The sequence below is a fragment of the Flavobacterium helocola genome (genome assembly GCF_038289885.1).
Classification (GTDB): Bacteria; Bacteroidota; Bacteroidia; order Flavobacteriales; family Flavobacteriaceae; genus Flavobacterium; species Flavobacterium cheniae.
Genome location: NZ_JBBYHT010000001.1, coordinates 569390 through 587122, shown reverse-complemented (window position 1 = coordinate 587122; position 17733 = coordinate 569390). Strand labels below are relative to the sequence as shown.

The window sequence follows — 17733 nt, the reverse complement described above, 5'->3', positions numbered from 1 at the left end:
AAAATAATTTATTTCATTTTAAATAATCCATATTTTAAAATACAATATATGGCTCTAAAGCCATCTTTCCAGCCTATTTTCTTTCCTTCTTCATACGTTCGCCCATAGTATGAGATTCCTACTTCATAAATTCGAATTTTTGGAATTCTTGAAATTTTAGCGGTTACTTCCGGCTCAAAGCCAAATCTTTTTTCTTGTAATGGTATCGACTGTATAATTTTGGCATTAAACATTTTATAACAAGTTTCCATATCTGTTAAATTTAGATTGGTAAACATATTAGATAAAAAAGTAAGGAATTTATTTCCTAGTGTGTGCCAAAAAAACAAAATTCTATGTGGGTTTCCTCCCATAAATCTACTCCCATAAACCACATCAGCAAAACCATCTAAAACAGGTTTTAGTAATAAATTATACTCTTCTGGATCATATTCTAAATCGGCATCTTGAATAATAAGATATTCACCAGTAGCTTTTTGAATTCCCGAATGTAAAGCAGCTCCTTTTCCTTTATTAACCTCGTGTTTAAAATATTGTATGTTTAAACTTGGATTTTGAGCCATGTAGTTTTTTACAGCTTCTTCGGTATTGTCTTTAGAGCAATCGTTTACAATTATAATCTCTTTTTCAATATTATTTAATAAAGTTACACGTTGTAATTTATCTAAAATAAAATGAATGGTTGGTCCTTCGTTATAAGCAGGAATTACTATAGATAGTTTGTTGAATAAATTTTCCATCATGTTTAGTTTTTAAAAAATACGCCATCCACTTCAAGAAGTTCCCCTGTTTTTTTGTTATAGTGTCCGCTTTCAATAGTGGTTAGTTTGAATCCTAAGTTTTTTAGATTAGCACTCATTTCTTCAAAAGTTAAGCTGCCTTCATAAGAAGGTATTAATGCCATTTCTATTTGAATTCCTATGATGTTTTGTAATGAGTTTACAGCACCATCAAGCACCATTTTTTCATAACCTTGCGTATCAATTTTTAAGTATATGTTTTTGCCTTTTATTTTTAAGTCTTCAAAAATACTATCTAATTTTTTGATTTTTATAGTTTCTTTTTTAATAAAAGTTGCTTCGGGAGCGCTTTCTGTAAGTTGTGGTAAATCTTTTAAAATTGAACTACTTACTGAGTTTTTAGAGATGTTTATAGTAGACTCGCCATCTCGTTCTCCTAATGACATGTTATAAACTTCCCAAGAATTATCTTTAGAAGCCGTTTTTTGAAGTTTTTGAAAAGCCTCTGAAGTAGGCTCAAACGAAATAATTTTCCCTTGGTAACCAATGTTTCTTAACTCAGCGCCATATTGACCAATGTTAGCACCAACGTCTATGATTACATCAATGTTGTAATTTTTTAATAGTTTAATTCTACGGTCTAGTTCTGGTGTAGGATACTTTAAAATTTCTAATCCACAGGTATTGTTTATGGCTCTTTTTATCTTCAATAAAAAGCTTTTGTTTTTATATATAAAATTATTCATTTTCCGAGAGTTTATTAACTAAAGCGTAACATTTATAAGGTATAATTATTACCCAAAACAACATTAAAATTAGCGTTGAAATCATTACACTATTTATTCCAAAGCCCAAATCTACAAAAAAATAGGATAAGGGTATTTTTACAAGTACACTTATTACTAAAATACTAATGTAAGTATTTAAATTACCAATTCCATTTAAAAAAAAGCTATAAAAGGTAGCAAATATTCTTAAAAGTGTTACAATTCCTGTTAGAAGTATTAAATAAGTCGGAATTATTATGGCTTCTTTGATCCATATAGAGATAATAAATGGGCTAATTATCATACCTATTGATACTAAAACGCAAATAGCAATGAAAGAGTAGTTAAATTTTTTAAACGAGTTTAATAAGGCCGATTTATTTTTTTCAATATAGTTTTTTGCAAACATAGACCAAAGAGGGGATATAGCAGCAAAAAGTATCATTAAAGGAAATTGAAAAAGCTTATTAACTATTTCGTATGGCGTTACGAGTGTTGGATTAAATGCATTTGAAATAATATAATTATCAAATGAAAACACAATTAACATTCCAACTTGGATGACCATATATTTGAATCCTAATTTTAAAATTCCTTTCAAAAATTCGCTACCTGTTTTTAATTTTGTGGCTAGGTTTAGCGAGGTCATTTTAAAAAAACGAAACGTATAGAAAAGGTTTACTAAAAAAGTAAATAATCCATTTATTATAGAAATTGCAATTAACTTTTCGGTTGCATTTATTTTTGGGAATAAAGAGATGAGTAGAAAAAACAGTACCAATAACCCAATTTGGTTTACGGCTAAAGATTCTTCAGAATATTTTCCTTTTAAATAAGCTACATAAAGCGATTTATGAATGTTTGCCACAAAGTTGATGCAAAAGAAAAATACGTTTAAAATAAAAAGAAAGGAAACAAATAAATTACTGTGAAAATCAATGTTGAAAAGTGATTTTAAATCAACAACAAACGAAAGCAAAAAAAAACCTAAAAAAATAAAAAGAGCTATGTAACCCGATATTTTATAGGTAGATTTTATATAACTTTTTATGAGCTCAAATTTCTCTTCATGAACTAAAACCGGTATTTTTGTTTTTAATGAGCTTTGAATGCCAAAATCCATTAACAAAACCAATTGAAACAAAGTAAATACTAATACCCAAAGCCCATAATTTTCATCTCCTAAATAATCCAATAATATTCTTATAGATACAAACAAAGAAATCCCAGAGATTCCTTTGTAAATACCACTCATGATTAAATGATTATTTGAGATTTTATTTAGCATTATTTAAAAGAAGAAAAATTTGTTTGATGTAACCAATCAATTGTTTTTTGAATTCCGTCGTTAAGGTCTATTTTATGTTTCCAACCCAAATTATTAATTTTTGAAACGTCTAATAGTTTTCTTGGGGTGCCATCTGGTTTTGTAGTATCAAAAACTAATTCACCTTTAAAACCAACCTTTTCTTTTATAGTCTCAGCTAATTCTTTAATTGAAATTTCAACTCCAGTGCCTACGTTTATGGTTGATTCTTCGTTGTAATGTAGCATTAAAAACAAACAAGCTTCGGCTAAATCATCAACATATAAAAACTCTCTCAAAGGAGTGCCTGTTCCCCAAACGGTTACATTTTTTTCGTTTTTGTTTTTGGCTTCAACAAATTTTCTCAATAAAGCAGGTAAAACATGTGAGTTTTCTATGTTGAAATTATCATTAATGCCATATAAATTGGTAGGCATAGCAGAAATAAATTGGCAACCATATTGTTTTTTATAAAACTTACACATTTCAACACCTGAAATTTTAGCTATTGCGTAAGCTTCATTTGTTGGCTCCAAAGTGTCTGTTAACAAACTATTTTCATTTATGGGTTGTTGTGCAAATTTTGGATAAATGCACGAGCTTCCTAAAAATAATAGTTTTTTCACATTGTTAAGATATGCATGATGTATAACATTGTTTTGAATCATCATGTTGTCATACAAAAACTCCGCAGGATAGGTATTGTTTGCATAAATCCCACCTACTTTTGCGGCCGCTAAAAAAACATATTCTGGTTTATTTTTTTCAAAAAAAGCAGCCACCGCTTCTTGATTTCTTAAATCTAAAGCTTTAGAATTTGGTAAAAGTAAGTTCTCATAACCATTTTTTTGTAATTCTCTTACAATTGCAGAACCTACCATTCCATTTGCACCAGCTACAAAAATTTTAGATGCTTTTTCCATTTTTAATTTCTTTTTACATAATCTAAATCGTGCTGAACCATTATTTTAACCAATTCTTCAAAAGAAGTTCTGGTTGGATTCCAGCCCAATTGGTTTTTTGCTTTACTTGGATCACCTAATAATGTTTCTACTTCGGCAGGACGGTAATAATTTGGATCAACCTCAATTAATATTTTGCCTGTTTCTTTACAAATTCCTTTTTCGTTTTCATTTGTTCCTTCCCAAACAATTGTGATACCAACTTCTTTAAATGCTAATTCACAAAATTCGCGTACAGAGTGTTGTTCGCCAGTTGCAATTACATAATCTTCAGGCACATCTTGTTGTAACATGAGCCACATACATTCTACATAATCTTTTGCATAACCCCAATCTCTAAGAGAATTTAAATTACCTAAATATAGTTTTTCTTGCAAACCGTGCTTAATTCTTGCAGCAGCCAAAGTAATTTTTCGGGTTACAAAAGTTTCTCCTCTACGTTCTGATTCGTGATTAAAAAGAATTCCGTTAACAGCAAAAATGTTATACGATTCTCTATAGTTTTTAGTAATCCAAAACGCATAAATTTTTGCAACACCGTAAGGACTTCTTGGATAAAATGGAGTTGTTTCGGTTTGAGGAATTTCTTGCACTTTTCCAAACAATTCAGAAGTAGATGCTTGATAAATTTTAGTTTTCTGTTCTAAACCACAAATTCGAATAGCTTCTAATAATCTTAGTGTACCTATTCCATCTGTTTCTGCAGTGTATTCTGGTAACTCAAAAGAAACTTTTACATGCGATTGCGCGGCTAAGTTGTAAATTTCGTCTGGTTTTATTTGTTGGATTAATCGAATCAAATTGGTAGAATCCGTCATATCACCATAATGAAGTTTGATTTTTTGTTTTGAATGCAAATCTTTTATTAATGATTCTATGTATAAATGCTCAATTCTTTCTGTATTAAAAGTTGAACTTCTTCTTATTATACCATGAACTTGATATCCTTTTTCTAACAATAGTTCAGCCAAATATGAACCATCTTGACCGTTAATTCCTGTAATTAATGCTGTTTTCATTTATTTTTTATAATTTTTTATCTCTTCTTCAAGTAATATATCTAAAACGGCAAAAAGTTTAAATCATATTGCCAATTTAATTCTTTTTTTGCTTTTTCGTTAGTTCCATAAATATCTTCAATATCAGACGGTCTGTATAGCGTTTTATCAATAATACATTTAGATTTGGAAATGTTCAATCGATCAAAAACATAATAAATAATTTCTTTTAGACTAACTGATTGCCCAGAACAAACCAAATAATCTGAGGCAGTTTCCTGTTGAAGCATTAAATACATTGCTTCTACATATTTTGGGGTATAACCAAAATCTCTTTTAATATCAATATTACCAACTTTTAAATCATCTTTTTTATTTAATGAAATCTCTAAACTTTCACGAATTACTTTTTTTACGACGAAGTTTTCATTTCTTAAATAGGATTCCGCAAGATATAAACATATCATAGCTTTCTCTATAATTTACACAAGTGTAATGAGCGGCAACTTTAGAAATAGCATATGGACTAACAGGATGAATTACACTTTCCTCGTTTATAGGAAGGTTTTTTACTCTTCCAAACATTTCGCTACTACTGGCTTGATATAGTTTTATTTTCGGATTTATTTTTTTTATAGATTCAATTAAATTAAAAACACTAATGGTATTAAATTCAAAAGTAGTAATTGGCTGCAAGTAAGATTGAAAAACAGAACTTTGAGCTGCTAAGTTATAAATTTCGTCAGGGTTTATGTCGTTTATTGTTTTTTCTACTTCACTTATGTTTAATAAATCACAGTAAACAAATTCAATTTCATTGTTGATTTTTAAATATTCTAAATTAGAGAAACTTTTTAAATTAGTTCTAACAATACCAAAAACTTTATAATTGTTTGATAACAATAATTTTGCTAAATAAGCACCATCTTGACCACTAATTCCTGTAACTATAGCTTTTTTCACTTAAAAAAGATTTAAATGCAAATATAAAATTATAAAGATAGTAAAGAATTTTTTTCTATATATAAATTCAATAATACATTGTTTATAATTAAAATTATTATATAACTTGCAATAAATATAAAACAATCAACATTAACTTTAAAAAATGAGTAATCTTTATTCAAATATTGTTGAACTTTTCAAAAGGATAATAATTAACACAAAAGATGGGGGTTTATTTATATTTATACTTTTGGTTTTAATAACAATTCCTTTTGCAAATATATTAAACAGCATTTGTATTGGAATTTTATTTACTTTCTCGTTGGTTTTTTTTAATAAAAATAATTTTAATAAAAACACATCGCTATTTTTACCAATAGTACTTTATGCATTAATGGCTTTGTCTTTTTTTTGGTCAATAGATAAATCGACTTCTATAAAATCATTATTAAAAGAGATTTCTTTATTGTTGATACCTCTAGTTTTTATATTTTCGAAAACAATATTTAAGCAAGAAAAAGATAAAATCATTAAATATTTTAGTTGTTCTATTGTTGTAGTTTCAATATATTTTATAGTTAGAGCATTTTTAAACTACTTTATTAATGATACCAATATTTTTTTTGGTCATGAATTAGTAACTAAAGAGTTAAATGCTGTTCACTATTCTGTTTTTGTTAGTTTTTCTTTATTATATTTTATAACGCATGAGGCGAATACTTTAAAAACAATAATAATTCAGCTTTTTTTAGTTTCATTTTTATTTTTACTTCAATCAAAAACAGTCATAATAACAACGGTTTTCTTGATTTCTCTTTATTTTTTCTTCTATTCAAAAACAGCTAATAAAATGCGATTGCGAAACATTGTCATGCTAGTAATTGTGTTTTTTTCATTTCTTTTTTTTCATAGAATAAAAGAAAAAATCGAATTTGAATTTCAATTGAATAAGGATAATAATATTGGACATACCGTTATTCCTAAAGAAATTGTTGGTAATCGAATAATTAGTATGAAGGAGGCTTGGGAAAATGATAAATTTGAACAAAGCGATTTTTTTTCAGGAGCATCTTTTCGAGTATATCAGTTTAGAATGTTTTTAGAAATAATGAAAGAAGAAAATGTTTTTTTTCAAGGTTTAGGACTTAATGCATCATATAAAATGTTGGAAGAAAAAGGCTTGAAATACAACGTTTTTCAAGGAAATGAAACCACAGAAGGGTATCAAAAGAAAAACTTTCACAACCAATATATTCAGGTTTTTTCTGAGTTAGGGTTCATAGGATTTGTTTTCTTGATTTTAATTTTATTCGTAAACCTTAAAAACGCATTAAAAAATAAAGATTTTACCCATATTGTTTTTGCAAGTCTAATGATAAGCTTATTTTTGACCGAATCTTTTTTGTGGAGACAAAGAGGTGTTGTGTTTTTTACAGTTTTTTATTGTTTGTTCAACACAATTCATTTATCAGAAAAAGAAAATAAAATAAAATGAAAAGAATATTAATTACAGGTGCAGCGGGTTTTCTTGGCTCACATCTTTGCGATAGATTTATTAAAGAAGGTTATTTTGTTATCGGAATGGATAACTTAATTACGGGTGATTTAAAAAATATAGAACATTTATTTAAAGATAAAAATTTCGAATTTTACCATCATGATATTACCAAGTTTGTTCATGTACCAGGTAAATTAGATTACATTTTACACTTTGCATCACCAGCAAGCCCAATTGATTATTTAAAAATTCCAATCCAAACTTTAAAAGTAGGTTCACTTGGAACTCATAATTTGTTAGGTTTGGCACGTGTTAAAAATGCTAGAATTCTTATTGCATCCACTTCTGAAGTTTACGGAGATCCTTTAGTTCATCCACAAACAGAAGAATATTATGGAAACGTAAATACAATTGGCCCAAGAGGTGTTTATGATGAAGCTAAGCGTTTTCAAGAGTCTATAACCATGGCCTACCATACTTTTCATGGGGTAGAAACCAGAATTGTACGTATTTTTAACACATACGGACCAAGAATGCGATTAAACGATGGTCGTGTAATTCCAGCATTTATTGGACAAGCACTTCGTGGCGAAGATTTAACTATTTTTGGCGATGGAAGTCAAACGCGTTCATTCTGTTATGTTGACGACCAAGTAGAAGGAATTTTCAGATTATTACACTCAGACTACCATTTACCTGTAAATATTGGAAATCCAGACGAAATCACCATTAAAGATTTTGCTGAAGAAATTATAAAGTTAACAGGAACCAATCAAAAAGTGGTATATCATCCGTTGCCAATTAATGATCCAATGCAAAGACAGCCTGATACGACCAAAGCAAGAGAAATTTTAGGTTGGGAAGCAAAAGTGTCAAGATCCGAAGGCATGAAAATTACGTATGATTATTTTAAGACACTTTCTTCGGAAGAGTTGTTAAAAGAAGAACATAAAGATTTTACAAAATATATTCACTAATTGAAGAACAAAACAGGAAGATACTCAGTATATATTAGACCCATACAAACACTTTTAGATTTAATTATAATAAATTTATTGATACTTGTTTGTATGCGATCTGCTATGAGTAATATTGGCTATCATTCAATAGTTTCTATTTTTTGGCTGATAATTTCTTACTATTCAGGTTATTATGAGGTATATAGATATAGTAAAGGTTTTCAAATTTTAGGAAAACTATTAAAGCAATTCTTTTTTATTAGCTTAATTACATTTGCTTATGTTGGTTTCAAATATAAATATGTAACAGCAGATGAAATTGGTTTTTATATATTTTGTTCATTTATTTCAGTTGGATTTTTAAAATTTTCAATTTTCTTTTTATTAAAAAAATATCGTCTTTTATATGGTGGAAATTACAGAAATGTAATTATAGTAGGTAACGGTAAAAATGTTGACGAGTTAATAGAATTTTTCTCAAACAATCCCGATTATGGATATAATTTAAACCATGTTTTTGATTTAAAAAAGAATAAGAAAACCGAATTAGGAGAATGTAAAAACTATGTTATTGAACATAAAATAGATGAGATATACGCATCAATAAGCACGCTTACTAATAGGGAAATCAACAATTTAATTCATTTTTCGGATAATAATTTAAAAACAATTAAATTTTTACCAGACAGTAAAAATACTTTTTTAAGAAATTTAGCTGTTGAATACTATGATTATATTCCAATCATATCGTTACGAACTATTCCATTAGATAAAGAAGTAAATAAACGATTAAAACGAGTTTTTGATTTAGTTTTTTCTTTACTAATAATTATCTGCCTGCTTTCTTGGTTGACTCCCATAATTGCTCTCTTAATTTTAATTGAATCAAAAGGACCAATTTTTTTCAAACAAAAAAGAAACGGCTTAAACTATGAAGAATTTTATTGTTATAAATTCCGTTCGATGCATCTAAATCCAATTGCTGATTTAGAACAAGTACAAAAAAACGACCCAAGAATTACAAGAGTTGGTAAGTTTATTCGTAAAACAAGTATTGATGAATTGCCTCAGTTTTTTAATGTTTTGTTAGGAGATATGTCGGTAGTTGGACCAAGACCTCACATGGTAAGTCACACAGAAATGTACGCTAAAACAGTTGATAAATTCATGGTACGTCATTTTATAAAACCAGGAATAACAGGATTAGCCCAAACCAATGGATTTAGAGGAGAAGTAGAAACAGAAAAAGATATCATAAATAGAGTAAAATATGATATTTTCTATCTGGAAAACTGGTCTATTTTGTTAGACATTAAAATCATTTTTGCCACAGTGATTAACGCCATTAAAGGCGATAAAAAAGCCTACTAATGAACGCTTTAGTCTCCATAATCACACCATCTTATAATTCCGCAAAATATATTGCTGAAACGATAAAATCAGTGCAAAATCAAACCTATCAAAATTGGGAAATGATTATTGTAGATGATGGTTCATCTGATGAAACGGAAAGTGTAGTTTTATCTATAATCCAAAACGATAATCGTATTCAATTTCATAAATTAAATCAAAATTCAGGTCCAGCCGTTGCCCGAAATACTGGAATTGAGAAAGCCTCAGGTGATTACATGACGTTTATTGATGCTGATGATATTTGGTTCCCAACTTTCATCGAAAATAATATCAAAACTATTCAAGAAACCGGAATTCCGTTTGTGTTTTCCTCTTATAAAAGAGCCAATGAAGAATTAGAATTTGTGTATTCTGATTTTATTGTTCCAAGTAAAGTTACTTATACCGATATTTTAAAATCCAATTCAATTAGCTGTTTAACGGCATTTTTAGATATAAAAAAATTAGGTAAAAAGTACATGCCACTTATCCGAAAACGTCAAGATATGGGTTTGTGGTTGAATTATTTGAAAGTGATTCCATTCGCTCACGGAATCCAAGAAACTCAAGCTATTTATAGAATTAGAGAAAATTCACTTTCCAGAAAAAAAGCGGATTTAATTAAATACCAATGGCAATTTTATAGAGAAGTTGAAAAACTGAATGTTTTTCAATCGGCTTATTATATGTTGCATTGGATGTATCGCGGTTTTATGAAGTATAGAAATTAGTTTTCGACTTCGCTCAAACTGACAAATGAATCATAAATTTGATTGAAATTGCTTCAATTTCCCTCTTTTTGTTCTTTCCAAAACTTCTTTTCGGTTGTAGGTAAAATGCAAGCCAGGTTCTAAATATTTAGCAATTGCTTTTTCAATTTCTTGAATTTGCTCCGAAGTCAATTCTACCGAACTCACATAATCAATATCAAAACTATCCAATTTTGTTTGGCGTACGATGAATTCTTTTACGTTTCCATCATCTTCAATAATACTTTTGGTTACGTAGTAAAAGGTTAATCCAGGGGATTTTTTTCCACTTGGTAAAAGCGCCACATCACTGGTTCTTCCAATTAATTTTTTCAGAATGGGTTTTTTCAATGTGCTTTTTTCATCTAAAATCCCAATATCGCCAATTTCATAACGAATGAATGGATGCGCTTTATTGTATAACGAAGTAATCACCACTTTTCCTTCCTTTCCATATGGAACTGGTTGATTATTTTCATCCAAAATCTCCACAAACAAGGTTTCCGAATTTACTTGCCATTCGTCATTCGGATTTTGGAATGCAATTAAATCTAATTCCGAAGCACCATATTCATTCACAACTGGAATTCCCAAATGTTTTTCCAGCAGAATTTTATCTTCTTCAAACAACATTTCCGATGTCACCATACAAACTTTCAAGGTGGGACAAACATCGGTTAGAATGATATTTCGAGCTTGTAAAAACTTTCCAAAAAGCACAATCGAACTCGTGTAACCATTAATGTAATCAAACTTTTTCGTTTTAAAATGTTCCAAAACGCCATCTAAAATCGTATCCGATAAATCAAAAATCGGGAAACGATATCGTTTACTCAAAAAGTCTTTTAAACGTTCTTTTCTGTACCCAATAAAATCCAAAGGAATCCCATAAAATCGCGCTTGAAACGACGAATTGAAATCAACACCATACCAACCAAATCGATGAATTATGGAAGCCCAAGTTATGGCATGCGCTTCTTTATCCTTAGCAAAGACAAACGGATCACCACTCGAACCCGAAGTTTTATTCACAAAGACAGTTTTTTCAGAATAGCCTTTTGACAGTCTATCTTTTAAAGGTTTTTGTAAATCTTTTTTAGTTAGAACGGGTAAATCATTCCAATTTTCAAAGCTGTCTTTCCCAACTAAATTCTGATAAAAAGGATTATTTTTCAAATGAAATTCCACAATTTCTCGCTTTTTAGTTTCGAGATAATCTGGATAATCTGCTTCCGAAATTTGTAGAATTTTCTCAAAATCAGCTTGAGCTTTCGCAATAGGAAAACCGCTTAATTTTAAAGAAAGATGAAACAAGTTGAACATTCGTTGGAATTTATCCAAAAGTAATAAATCTGAAAATAATCTTTCTTCTTTTTTCTTTTTTCTTTCTTCTTAAGAAATAGTACTTTTGCCAAACAACATAACAACACTCAAAATGACTATTTTACTACTTGGTTCTGGCGGTCGCGAACACGCACTGGCTTGGAAAATGCTTCAATCTTCAAAATGTACTTCACTTTTTGTTGCGCCTGGAAATGCAGGAACAGCAAACATCGCAAAAAACATAGAGTTAAATCCCAATGATTTTGATGCCGTTAAAGCTTTTGTTTTAGAAGAAAAAGTAGAAATGGTTGTGGTCGGACCAGAAGATCCATTGGTTTTAGGAATTTATGATTTCTTCAAAAATGATGCTGAAATCAATCACATTCCAGTAATCGGACCATCAAAAGTTGGGGCACAATTAGAAGGAAGTAAAGAATTTGCCAAAGAATTTTTAGTAAAGCACAATATTCCAACTGCTCGTTACGAAAGTTTTACAAAAGAAACTGTTGAAAAAGGATGCGATTTTTTGGAAACATTGAAACCGCCATACGTTTTAAAAGCCGATGGTTTAGCTGCTGGAAAAGGCGTTTTAATATTATCTGATTTAGAAGAAGCGAAAACGGAATTAAGAAATATGTTAGTGGGAGCTAAGTTTGGACAAGCGAGTTCAAAAGTAGTCATCGAAGAATTTTTAGACGGAATAGAATTAAGTTGTTTCGTTTTAACTGATGGAAAATCATATAAAGTATTACCAACCGCAAAAGATTACAAAAGAATCGGAGAAGGCGATACTGGATTAAACACAGGTGGAATGGGAGCAGTATCTCCGGTTCCATTTGCGGATGCAGTTTTATTAGAAAAAATTGAAACTCGAATTGTAAAACCAACCATTGCAGGTTTACAAAAAGACGGAATCGAATATAAAGGATTTGTTTTTATTGGATTAATCAACGTGAAAGGCGAACCAATGGTTATCGAATACAACGTTCGTATGGGAGATCCAGAAACGGAAGTAGTGATGCCAAGACTAAAAAGTGATTTAGTTGAAATTTTTGAAGCGATTGGAAATCAGGAATTAGAAAAAATCACTTTAGAAATCGATGAAAGAGCAGCTACTACAATTATGGTTGTTTCAGGCGGTTATCCAGAAGACTATGAGAAAGGAAAAGAGATTTTCGGATTGGAAAATATCACGGATTCTATTCCATTTCATGCGGGAACAAAATTAGAAAACGGAAAAGTTGTGACTAATGGAGGACGCGTAATTGCTGTAACTTCGTATGGTAATGTCTTTCAAGAAGCCATAAAAAAATCTTATCAAAGTATAGCTAAGCTACAATTTGATAAGATGTATTTTAGAACAGATATTGGTAAGGATTTATAATCCTTGCTAATATCTTATAAGATTATTTTAAAAATGAGTGTGCAGTTGTATCTTGCTCATCTTCATTGTTTGCTTTGAAGATGTTCAATTGCTTAATCCAATAAGTCATAGCTCCACAACAGATTATAATAAAAATCCAGTTTAAGATATTTGCAGTCCACCAATTAGTTAATTCTAGTTCTCTTAACCAATCCATTGGTAAGAATAAAAAATCTACGAAAAGTGATTGTATTCCTTCAAAAAATGATTTCATTTTGATAAAGTATTATATTTACACCACAAAAATATAAAATATTCGCATGTTAGCAAGCGTTTTTAGTAAAACAAGACCATTTAATTATTTAGTAATAGGAATTCTGTCGCTTTTTTTCTTTTCTATAAAGATAATTGCGTTGGCTAAACCTACTGCAGACTGGGTTTACTATGCCGAGCAGTTTGGTTTATATGTCTTGCTTTTCGCTTCTTTATTCATTCTAAATTTCATTACACTTAAAAACGGATTGACTAAAGGTAACAATTATGCGTTGTTTTTATTCTTTGTTTTTTTATTGTTCTTTTCTTCCATTTTCCAAAATAAGAACATTATTATTTCTAATTTTCTATTGCTTTTAGCCTTGAGAAGGTTAATTTCATTAAAATCTTTACTTCAAACAAAAGAGAAAGTTTTTGACGCTTCGTTTTGGATTTTCTTAGCTGCCTTATTTCACTTTTGGAGTATTTTTTACATCATTTTAGTTTTCATTGCCGTTATACTTCACGTTTCTAAAGATTATCGAAATTGGATTATACCTTTTATTGCGTTGTTTGCGGTAACTATTTTGTTTTTCCTTGCTAATAGTATTCTCGACAATACTTTATTGAGTACCTTGTTAGATAAAACGTATATTAGTTTTGATTTTTATTACTTTGAAAATATTTACCAACGAATTGCTTTAGCGGTTTTTACTTCACTAAGTTTATTTGCATTTGTTTTGCATGTTTTTGATGTGCCAAACAAAGCCTTGAACATGCAATCATCACACAAAACCATTTTGTTTTCATTTATTCTTGGGGTTGGAATTTATGTTCTTTCTGCCAACAAAAATAATGGATGTTTAGCGTTTTGTTTCGGACCTTTAGCGATTATGGGTGCTAATTTTATTGAAAAAATTGAGAACAATTGGGTAAAAGAAATTGTGGTTTATGCTTTGTTAGGATTAGGAATTTTCTTTTTTATAATGCAATTATAATTTAATTCCGTAAGCCAAATCTCCAGCATCACCTAAACCTGGAACAATGTAATTGTGCTCATTCAATTTTTCATCTAAAGCCGCTACCCATAAGTGACAATTCGAAGGTACATTCTCTTCTAAATACTGAATACCTTCTGGAGTTGCAATCACGACAGCAATATGAATTTCTTTAGGTTGGTGTTCCAAATGTAATTTGTGAAGTACAGCTACTAATGATTGTCCAGTAGCTAACATCGGGTCAATTAAAATTAAATTTTTTCCTTCGAAAGATGGAGCTGCCTGATATTCTACTAATATTTCAAATTTATCATCGTTATCGTAATGATGACGGTAAGCCGAAACAAATCCGTTTTCTGCATTATCAAAAAAGCTCATAAAACCTTGATGTAACGCTAAACCAGCACGTAAAATTGAACACAAAACCACAGGCTCAGCAATAGTTGTAGTGTGTTTGATTCCTAATGGTGTTTGCACATCAATTTCTTTGTAATCAAGTGTTTTGCTTAATTCGTATGCCATTATTTCTCCAATACGCTCAATGTTTTTTCTAAAACGCATGCTGTCATTTTGGATGTTCACATCGCGAATTTGCGCCAAGAAATGATTAAGAATACTATTTTGCTCTGAGATATAATGAATGTGCATTGGATTTATTTTTTATTTTCAGGATAAAAGTACAAAAAATCGCTATTTTTGTATCAATTTTAAAGCTATAATTATGTTTGCTGAATTTGCATTTCCCATTTTTGAACAAAGTATCAAAACATATCACATTGTAGACGATGTGTATCAACCAGTTGTAAATCCTTTCGAAAAAGGAACTATTGAATATTTGTTATTTGCAAAAAACTGGGTAGATACGGTTCAATGGCATTATGAAGATATCGTTCGTGATCCAAATATTGATCCAGTTGCAGCATTAGATTTAAAACGTAAAATTGATGCTTCTAACCAAGTTCGTACGGATATGGTGGAGTATATCGATAGTTATTTCTTAGATAAATACAAAGATGTTCAAGTAAAGCCAAATGCAAAAATCAATACGGAAAGTCCAGCTTGGGCAATTGACCGTTTATCGATTTTAGCATTGAAAATTTACCACATGAACGAAGAGGCAACTCGTGCTGAAGCAACCGCTGAACACAGAGCAAAATGTCAAGAAAAATTAAATGTTTTGTTAGACCAAAAAAACGATATGTTTACTTCAATCAGTCAATTAATTGAAGATATTGAAGCGGGTGACAAATACATGAAAGTTTACAAACAAATGAAAATGTACAACGACGAGGAGTTAAATCCGGTGTTGTATCAAAATAAAAAATAGTCATCATTTGATGTCTAAACCAAAACACATATTGGTAATAAGGCTCTCAGCCATGGGTGATGTCGCAATGACAGTTCCTGTGTTGAGAGCCTTAGTTTTGCAATATCCCAAAGTAAAAATTACCGTAGTTTCGCGTCCTTTTTTTCAACCTTTTTTTGACGGCATTCCGAATGTGAATTTCTTTGGTGTGGATTTGAAAGAACGACACAAAGGTTTCTTAGGTTTACTTCGATTGTTTTCCGATTTACGAAAATTAAACATTGATTTTGTTGCCGATTTACATAATGTACTTCGTTCTAAAGTAGTCCGAACCTTATTCGCTTTAAGCGGAAAAAAAGTCGCCGCAACCGATAAAGGAAGAGCCGAAAAGAAAGCATTAACGAGTTTAGCCAATAAAGTTTTTGCTCCAGTGAAGCCAATGGTTGAAAGACATGTTGATACTTTAAAGCAACTTGGGTTTTCAATTGATTTAAAGAATCCTCAATTCCCAGAAAAAGCGATTTTATCAGAAGAAATTCTTTCCATTACAGGAATAAAAAATCAAAATTGGATTGGAATAGCACCTTTTGCACAATATGAAAGTAAAGTCTATCCAATCGATTTAATGCAACAAGTAATTGATGGTTTAGCTGAAAATAAAAACAATAAAATCTTCTTATTTGGCGGCGGCGAGAAAGAAATTCAGTTGCTAAATCAATTACAAAATCAACATGAAAATGTAATCGTTTTAGCTGGAAAACTAAAATTTAAACAAGAATTAGAAGTGATTTCAAATTTAGATATCATGCTTTCGATGGATTCTGGAAATGCGCATATTGCTGCGATGTTGGGCGTTAAAGTGATTACACTTTGGGGCGCAACGCATCCTTATGCCGGTTTTAAACCGTTCAATCAACCTGATGATTTTTGTTTGACTTCAGACAGAGCTAAATATCCGTTATTGCCAACTTCCATTTATGGAAATAAAAAAGTGGAAGGTTATGCAGATGTGATGCGAACGATTTTGCCAACTCAAGTTATTGAAAAAATAAATTCCAATCTTACCTAGATAAAATTGGAATTTGTATTTCTAATTGGAATATTAAAGATTAAACATCATCAAAATCAATCTTAATTGTTGATGTTGTTGGATATGCTTGACACGCTAATGTTAATCCTTCAGCAATTTCTGAATCAGTTAAAATTTGATTTTTCTTCATATCGGCAGCACCTTCGGTAATTTTACAAATACAACTACTGCAAATTCCACCTTGACAAGAATACGGTACATCTAAACCTTGTTTTAAAGCCGCTTCTAATAAGGTTTGTTTTTGACTCATTTCGAAAGTTGTTTCTTCGTCGTCTACTAAAATTGAAATTTTAGTGTGGCCTTCAGCTCCACCAACAGATTCGTTTTCGTTTGAAGATGTTGAGAATAATTCGAATTTAATATCTGAATCTGAAATATTGTTTTCTTTCAACGTATCCGAAACCAAATTGATCATTTCTTCTGGTCCACACAAATAGAATTTTGAAAATTCCATTTCAGCATGTTTGTTTTTCAAGACGAAATTCACCGTTGATTTATCAATTCTGCCAAACAAAGCATTGTCTGCAGTTGATTGACTGTACACATATTGCACAAACAAACGCCCCACATATTGCAATTGCAAATCGTGTAATTGGTTGTGGAAAATGGTGTCTTTTTCTGATTTATTACCGTAAACCAATACAAAAGTACTATTAGGTTCTTCTTCTAAAACGGATTTTAGAATGGAATAAACAGGCGTAATTCCGCTACCAGCTACAAAAGCTGCGTAGTTTTTCTGGCGCTCTGCTTTTGGTTCGAAAGTGAATTTCCCTTCTGGAGTTCCTACTTCAATTACGTTTCCAACAGCTAATTTTTCATTGGCAAACTTAGAAAAAAATCCAGTTTTGATGGCTTTAACAGCAATTCGTAATTCGCCACTTTTTGGAGAAGAACAAATCGAATACGCTCTTCTAATTTCTTGTCCGTCAAGCGTAACTTTTAAGTTTACATATTGACCAGCAACAAAAGTGTAATATGATTTTAATTCGTCTGGAACATTAAAAAGAATCGAAACGGCATCAGCAGTTTCTTTGATGATTTCTTTAATGCTTAATTTATAAAATGATGACATGTGATTTATTTTT

19 protein-coding genes are annotated in these 17733 nt (G+C 30.4%); 8 read left to right on the top strand and 11 right to left on the bottom strand.

The window, feature by feature from the left end; genetic code table 11:
- Positions 1 to 8 precede the first annotated feature (8 nt).
- From AAEO58_RS02795 to AAEO58_RS02765, 7 genes are read right to left on the bottom strand one after another with little or no spacing between them, the layout of a single operon-like run.
- Positions 9 to 740 (bottom strand): glycosyltransferase family 2 protein, encoded by a 732-nt coding sequence (locus AAEO58_RS02795; RefSeq protein WP_341681759.1) that lies wholly within the window; start codon positions 738 to 740, stop codon positions 9 to 11.
- Positions 741 to 745: 5 nt separating this feature from the next.
- Complete coding sequence (locus tag AAEO58_RS02790; protein WP_341681757.1) at positions 746 to 1486, bottom strand: FkbM family methyltransferase; 741 nt, start codon at positions 1484 to 1486, stop codon at positions 746 to 748.
- Entirely contained in the window at positions 1479 to 2795 is a 1317-nt protein-coding gene (locus AAEO58_RS02785; protein ID WP_341681755.1) for a lipopolysaccharide biosynthesis protein, read from the bottom strand. The genes AAEO58_RS02790 and AAEO58_RS02785 overlap by 8 nt, the downstream gene beginning before the upstream one ends.
- On the bottom strand, positions 2795 to 3736 hold the full coding sequence (locus AAEO58_RS02780) for a GDP-L-fucose synthase family protein (RefSeq protein ID WP_341681753.1): 942 nt from the start codon (positions 3734 to 3736) through the stop codon (positions 2795 to 2797). The genes AAEO58_RS02785 and AAEO58_RS02780 overlap by 1 nt, the downstream gene beginning before the upstream one ends.
- Before the next feature lie 2 nt (positions 3737 to 3738).
- The gene (gene gmd / locus AAEO58_RS02775) at positions 3739 to 4794 is read right to left on the bottom strand and encodes a GDP-mannose 4,6-dehydratase (protein ID WP_341681751.1); all 1056 of its coding nucleotides are present in this window, start codon (positions 4792 to 4794) and stop codon (positions 3739 to 3741) included.
- Positions 4795 to 4835: 41 nt separating this feature from the next.
- Positions 4836 to 5240, bottom strand: a complete 405-nt coding sequence (locus AAEO58_RS02770) for a GDP-mannose 4,6-dehydratase (RefSeq protein WP_341681750.1) — start codon at positions 5238 to 5240, stop codon at positions 4836 to 4838.
- The gene (locus tag AAEO58_RS02765) at positions 5200 to 5736 is read right to left on the bottom strand and encodes a GDP-mannose 4,6-dehydratase (RefSeq protein ID WP_341681748.1); all 537 of its coding nucleotides are present in this window, start codon (positions 5734 to 5736) and stop codon (positions 5200 to 5202) included. Before AAEO58_RS02765 ends, AAEO58_RS02770 begins: the two co-directional genes overlap by 41 nt.
- A gap of 145 nt (positions 5737 to 5881) precedes the next feature.
- On the opposite strand from AAEO58_RS02765, the gene AAEO58_RS02760 reads away from it, so the two are divergent.
- From AAEO58_RS02760 to AAEO58_RS02745, 4 genes are read left to right on the top strand one after another with little or no spacing between them, the layout of a single operon-like run.
- Positions 5882 to 7213 (top strand): O-antigen ligase family protein, encoded by a 1332-nt coding sequence (locus tag AAEO58_RS02760; RefSeq protein WP_341681746.1) that lies wholly within the window; start codon positions 5882 to 5884, stop codon positions 7211 to 7213.
- Positions 7210 to 8193, top strand: a complete 984-nt coding sequence (locus tag AAEO58_RS02755; RefSeq protein ID WP_133609023.1) for a UDP-glucuronic acid decarboxylase family protein — start codon at positions 7210 to 7212, stop codon at positions 8191 to 8193. The genes AAEO58_RS02760 and AAEO58_RS02755 overlap by 4 nt, the downstream gene beginning before the upstream one ends.
- Complete coding sequence (locus AAEO58_RS02750; RefSeq protein ID WP_423972049.1) at positions 8194 to 9546, top strand: undecaprenyl-phosphate glucose phosphotransferase; 1353 nt, start codon at positions 8194 to 8196, stop codon at positions 9544 to 9546.
- Positions 9546 to 10298 carry a glycosyltransferase family 2 protein gene (locus AAEO58_RS02745; protein WP_341681742.1) on the top strand — a complete coding sequence of 251 codons (753 nt, stop codon included), beginning with the start codon at positions 9546 to 9548 and terminating at the stop codon, positions 10296 to 10298. Before AAEO58_RS02750 ends, AAEO58_RS02745 begins: the two co-directional genes overlap by 1 nt.
- A 30-nt stretch (positions 10299 to 10328) precedes the next feature.
- Here AAEO58_RS02745 and AAEO58_RS02740 read toward each other — a convergent pair whose 3' ends face one another.
- Entirely contained in the window at positions 10329 to 11639 is a 1311-nt protein-coding gene (locus AAEO58_RS02740) for a phenylacetate--CoA ligase family protein (RefSeq protein ID WP_341681740.1), read from the bottom strand.
- Positions 11640 to 11751: 112 nt separating this feature from the next.
- On the opposite strand from AAEO58_RS02740, the gene purD reads away from it, so the two are divergent.
- Positions 11752 to 13023: a phosphoribosylamine--glycine ligase gene (gene purD / locus AAEO58_RS02735; protein WP_341681739.1), complete on the top strand. Its 1272-nt coding sequence runs from the start codon at positions 11752 to 11754 to the stop codon at positions 13021 to 13023.
- A gap of 22 nt (positions 13024 to 13045) precedes the next feature.
- On the opposite strand, the gene AAEO58_RS02730 is transcribed toward purD, so the two are convergent.
- Positions 13046 to 13276 (bottom strand): DUF6341 family protein, encoded by a 231-nt coding sequence (locus AAEO58_RS02730; RefSeq protein ID WP_133609015.1) that lies wholly within the window; start codon positions 13274 to 13276, stop codon positions 13046 to 13048.
- A 46-nt stretch (positions 13277 to 13322) separates the two neighbouring features.
- On the opposite strand from AAEO58_RS02730, the gene AAEO58_RS02725 reads away from it, so the two are divergent.
- Positions 13323 to 14252 (top strand): DUF6427 family protein, encoded by a 930-nt coding sequence (locus AAEO58_RS02725; protein WP_341681737.1) that lies wholly within the window; start codon positions 13323 to 13325, stop codon positions 14250 to 14252.
- Here AAEO58_RS02725 and upp read toward each other — a convergent pair.
- Positions 14247 to 14900, bottom strand: coding sequence for a uracil phosphoribosyltransferase (upp, locus tag AAEO58_RS02720; RefSeq protein ID WP_290820528.1), 654 nt, complete (start codon positions 14898 to 14900; stop codon positions 14247 to 14249). The genes AAEO58_RS02725 and upp overlap by 6 nt on opposite strands.
- A 73-nt stretch (positions 14901 to 14973) precedes the next feature.
- On the opposite strand from upp, the gene AAEO58_RS02715 reads away from it, so the two are divergent.
- Together AAEO58_RS02715 and AAEO58_RS02710 are read left to right on the top strand one after the other, a co-directional pair.
- Complete coding sequence (locus AAEO58_RS02715) at positions 14974 to 15579, top strand: DUF4254 domain-containing protein (RefSeq protein ID WP_288982969.1); 606 nt, start codon at positions 14974 to 14976, stop codon at positions 15577 to 15579.
- A 10-nt stretch (positions 15580 to 15589) separates the two neighbouring features.
- Entirely contained in the window at positions 15590 to 16627 is a 1038-nt protein-coding gene (locus AAEO58_RS02710; protein ID WP_341681729.1) for a glycosyltransferase family 9 protein, read from the top strand.
- 40 nt (positions 16628 to 16667) lie between these two features.
- On the opposite strand, the gene AAEO58_RS02705 is transcribed toward AAEO58_RS02710, so the two are convergent.
- Positions 16668 to 17720: a 2Fe-2S iron-sulfur cluster-binding protein gene (locus AAEO58_RS02705; RefSeq protein ID WP_341681727.1), complete on the bottom strand. Its 1053-nt coding sequence runs from the start codon at positions 17718 to 17720 to the stop codon at positions 16668 to 16670.
- Positions 17721 to 17733 lie beyond the last annotated feature (13 nt).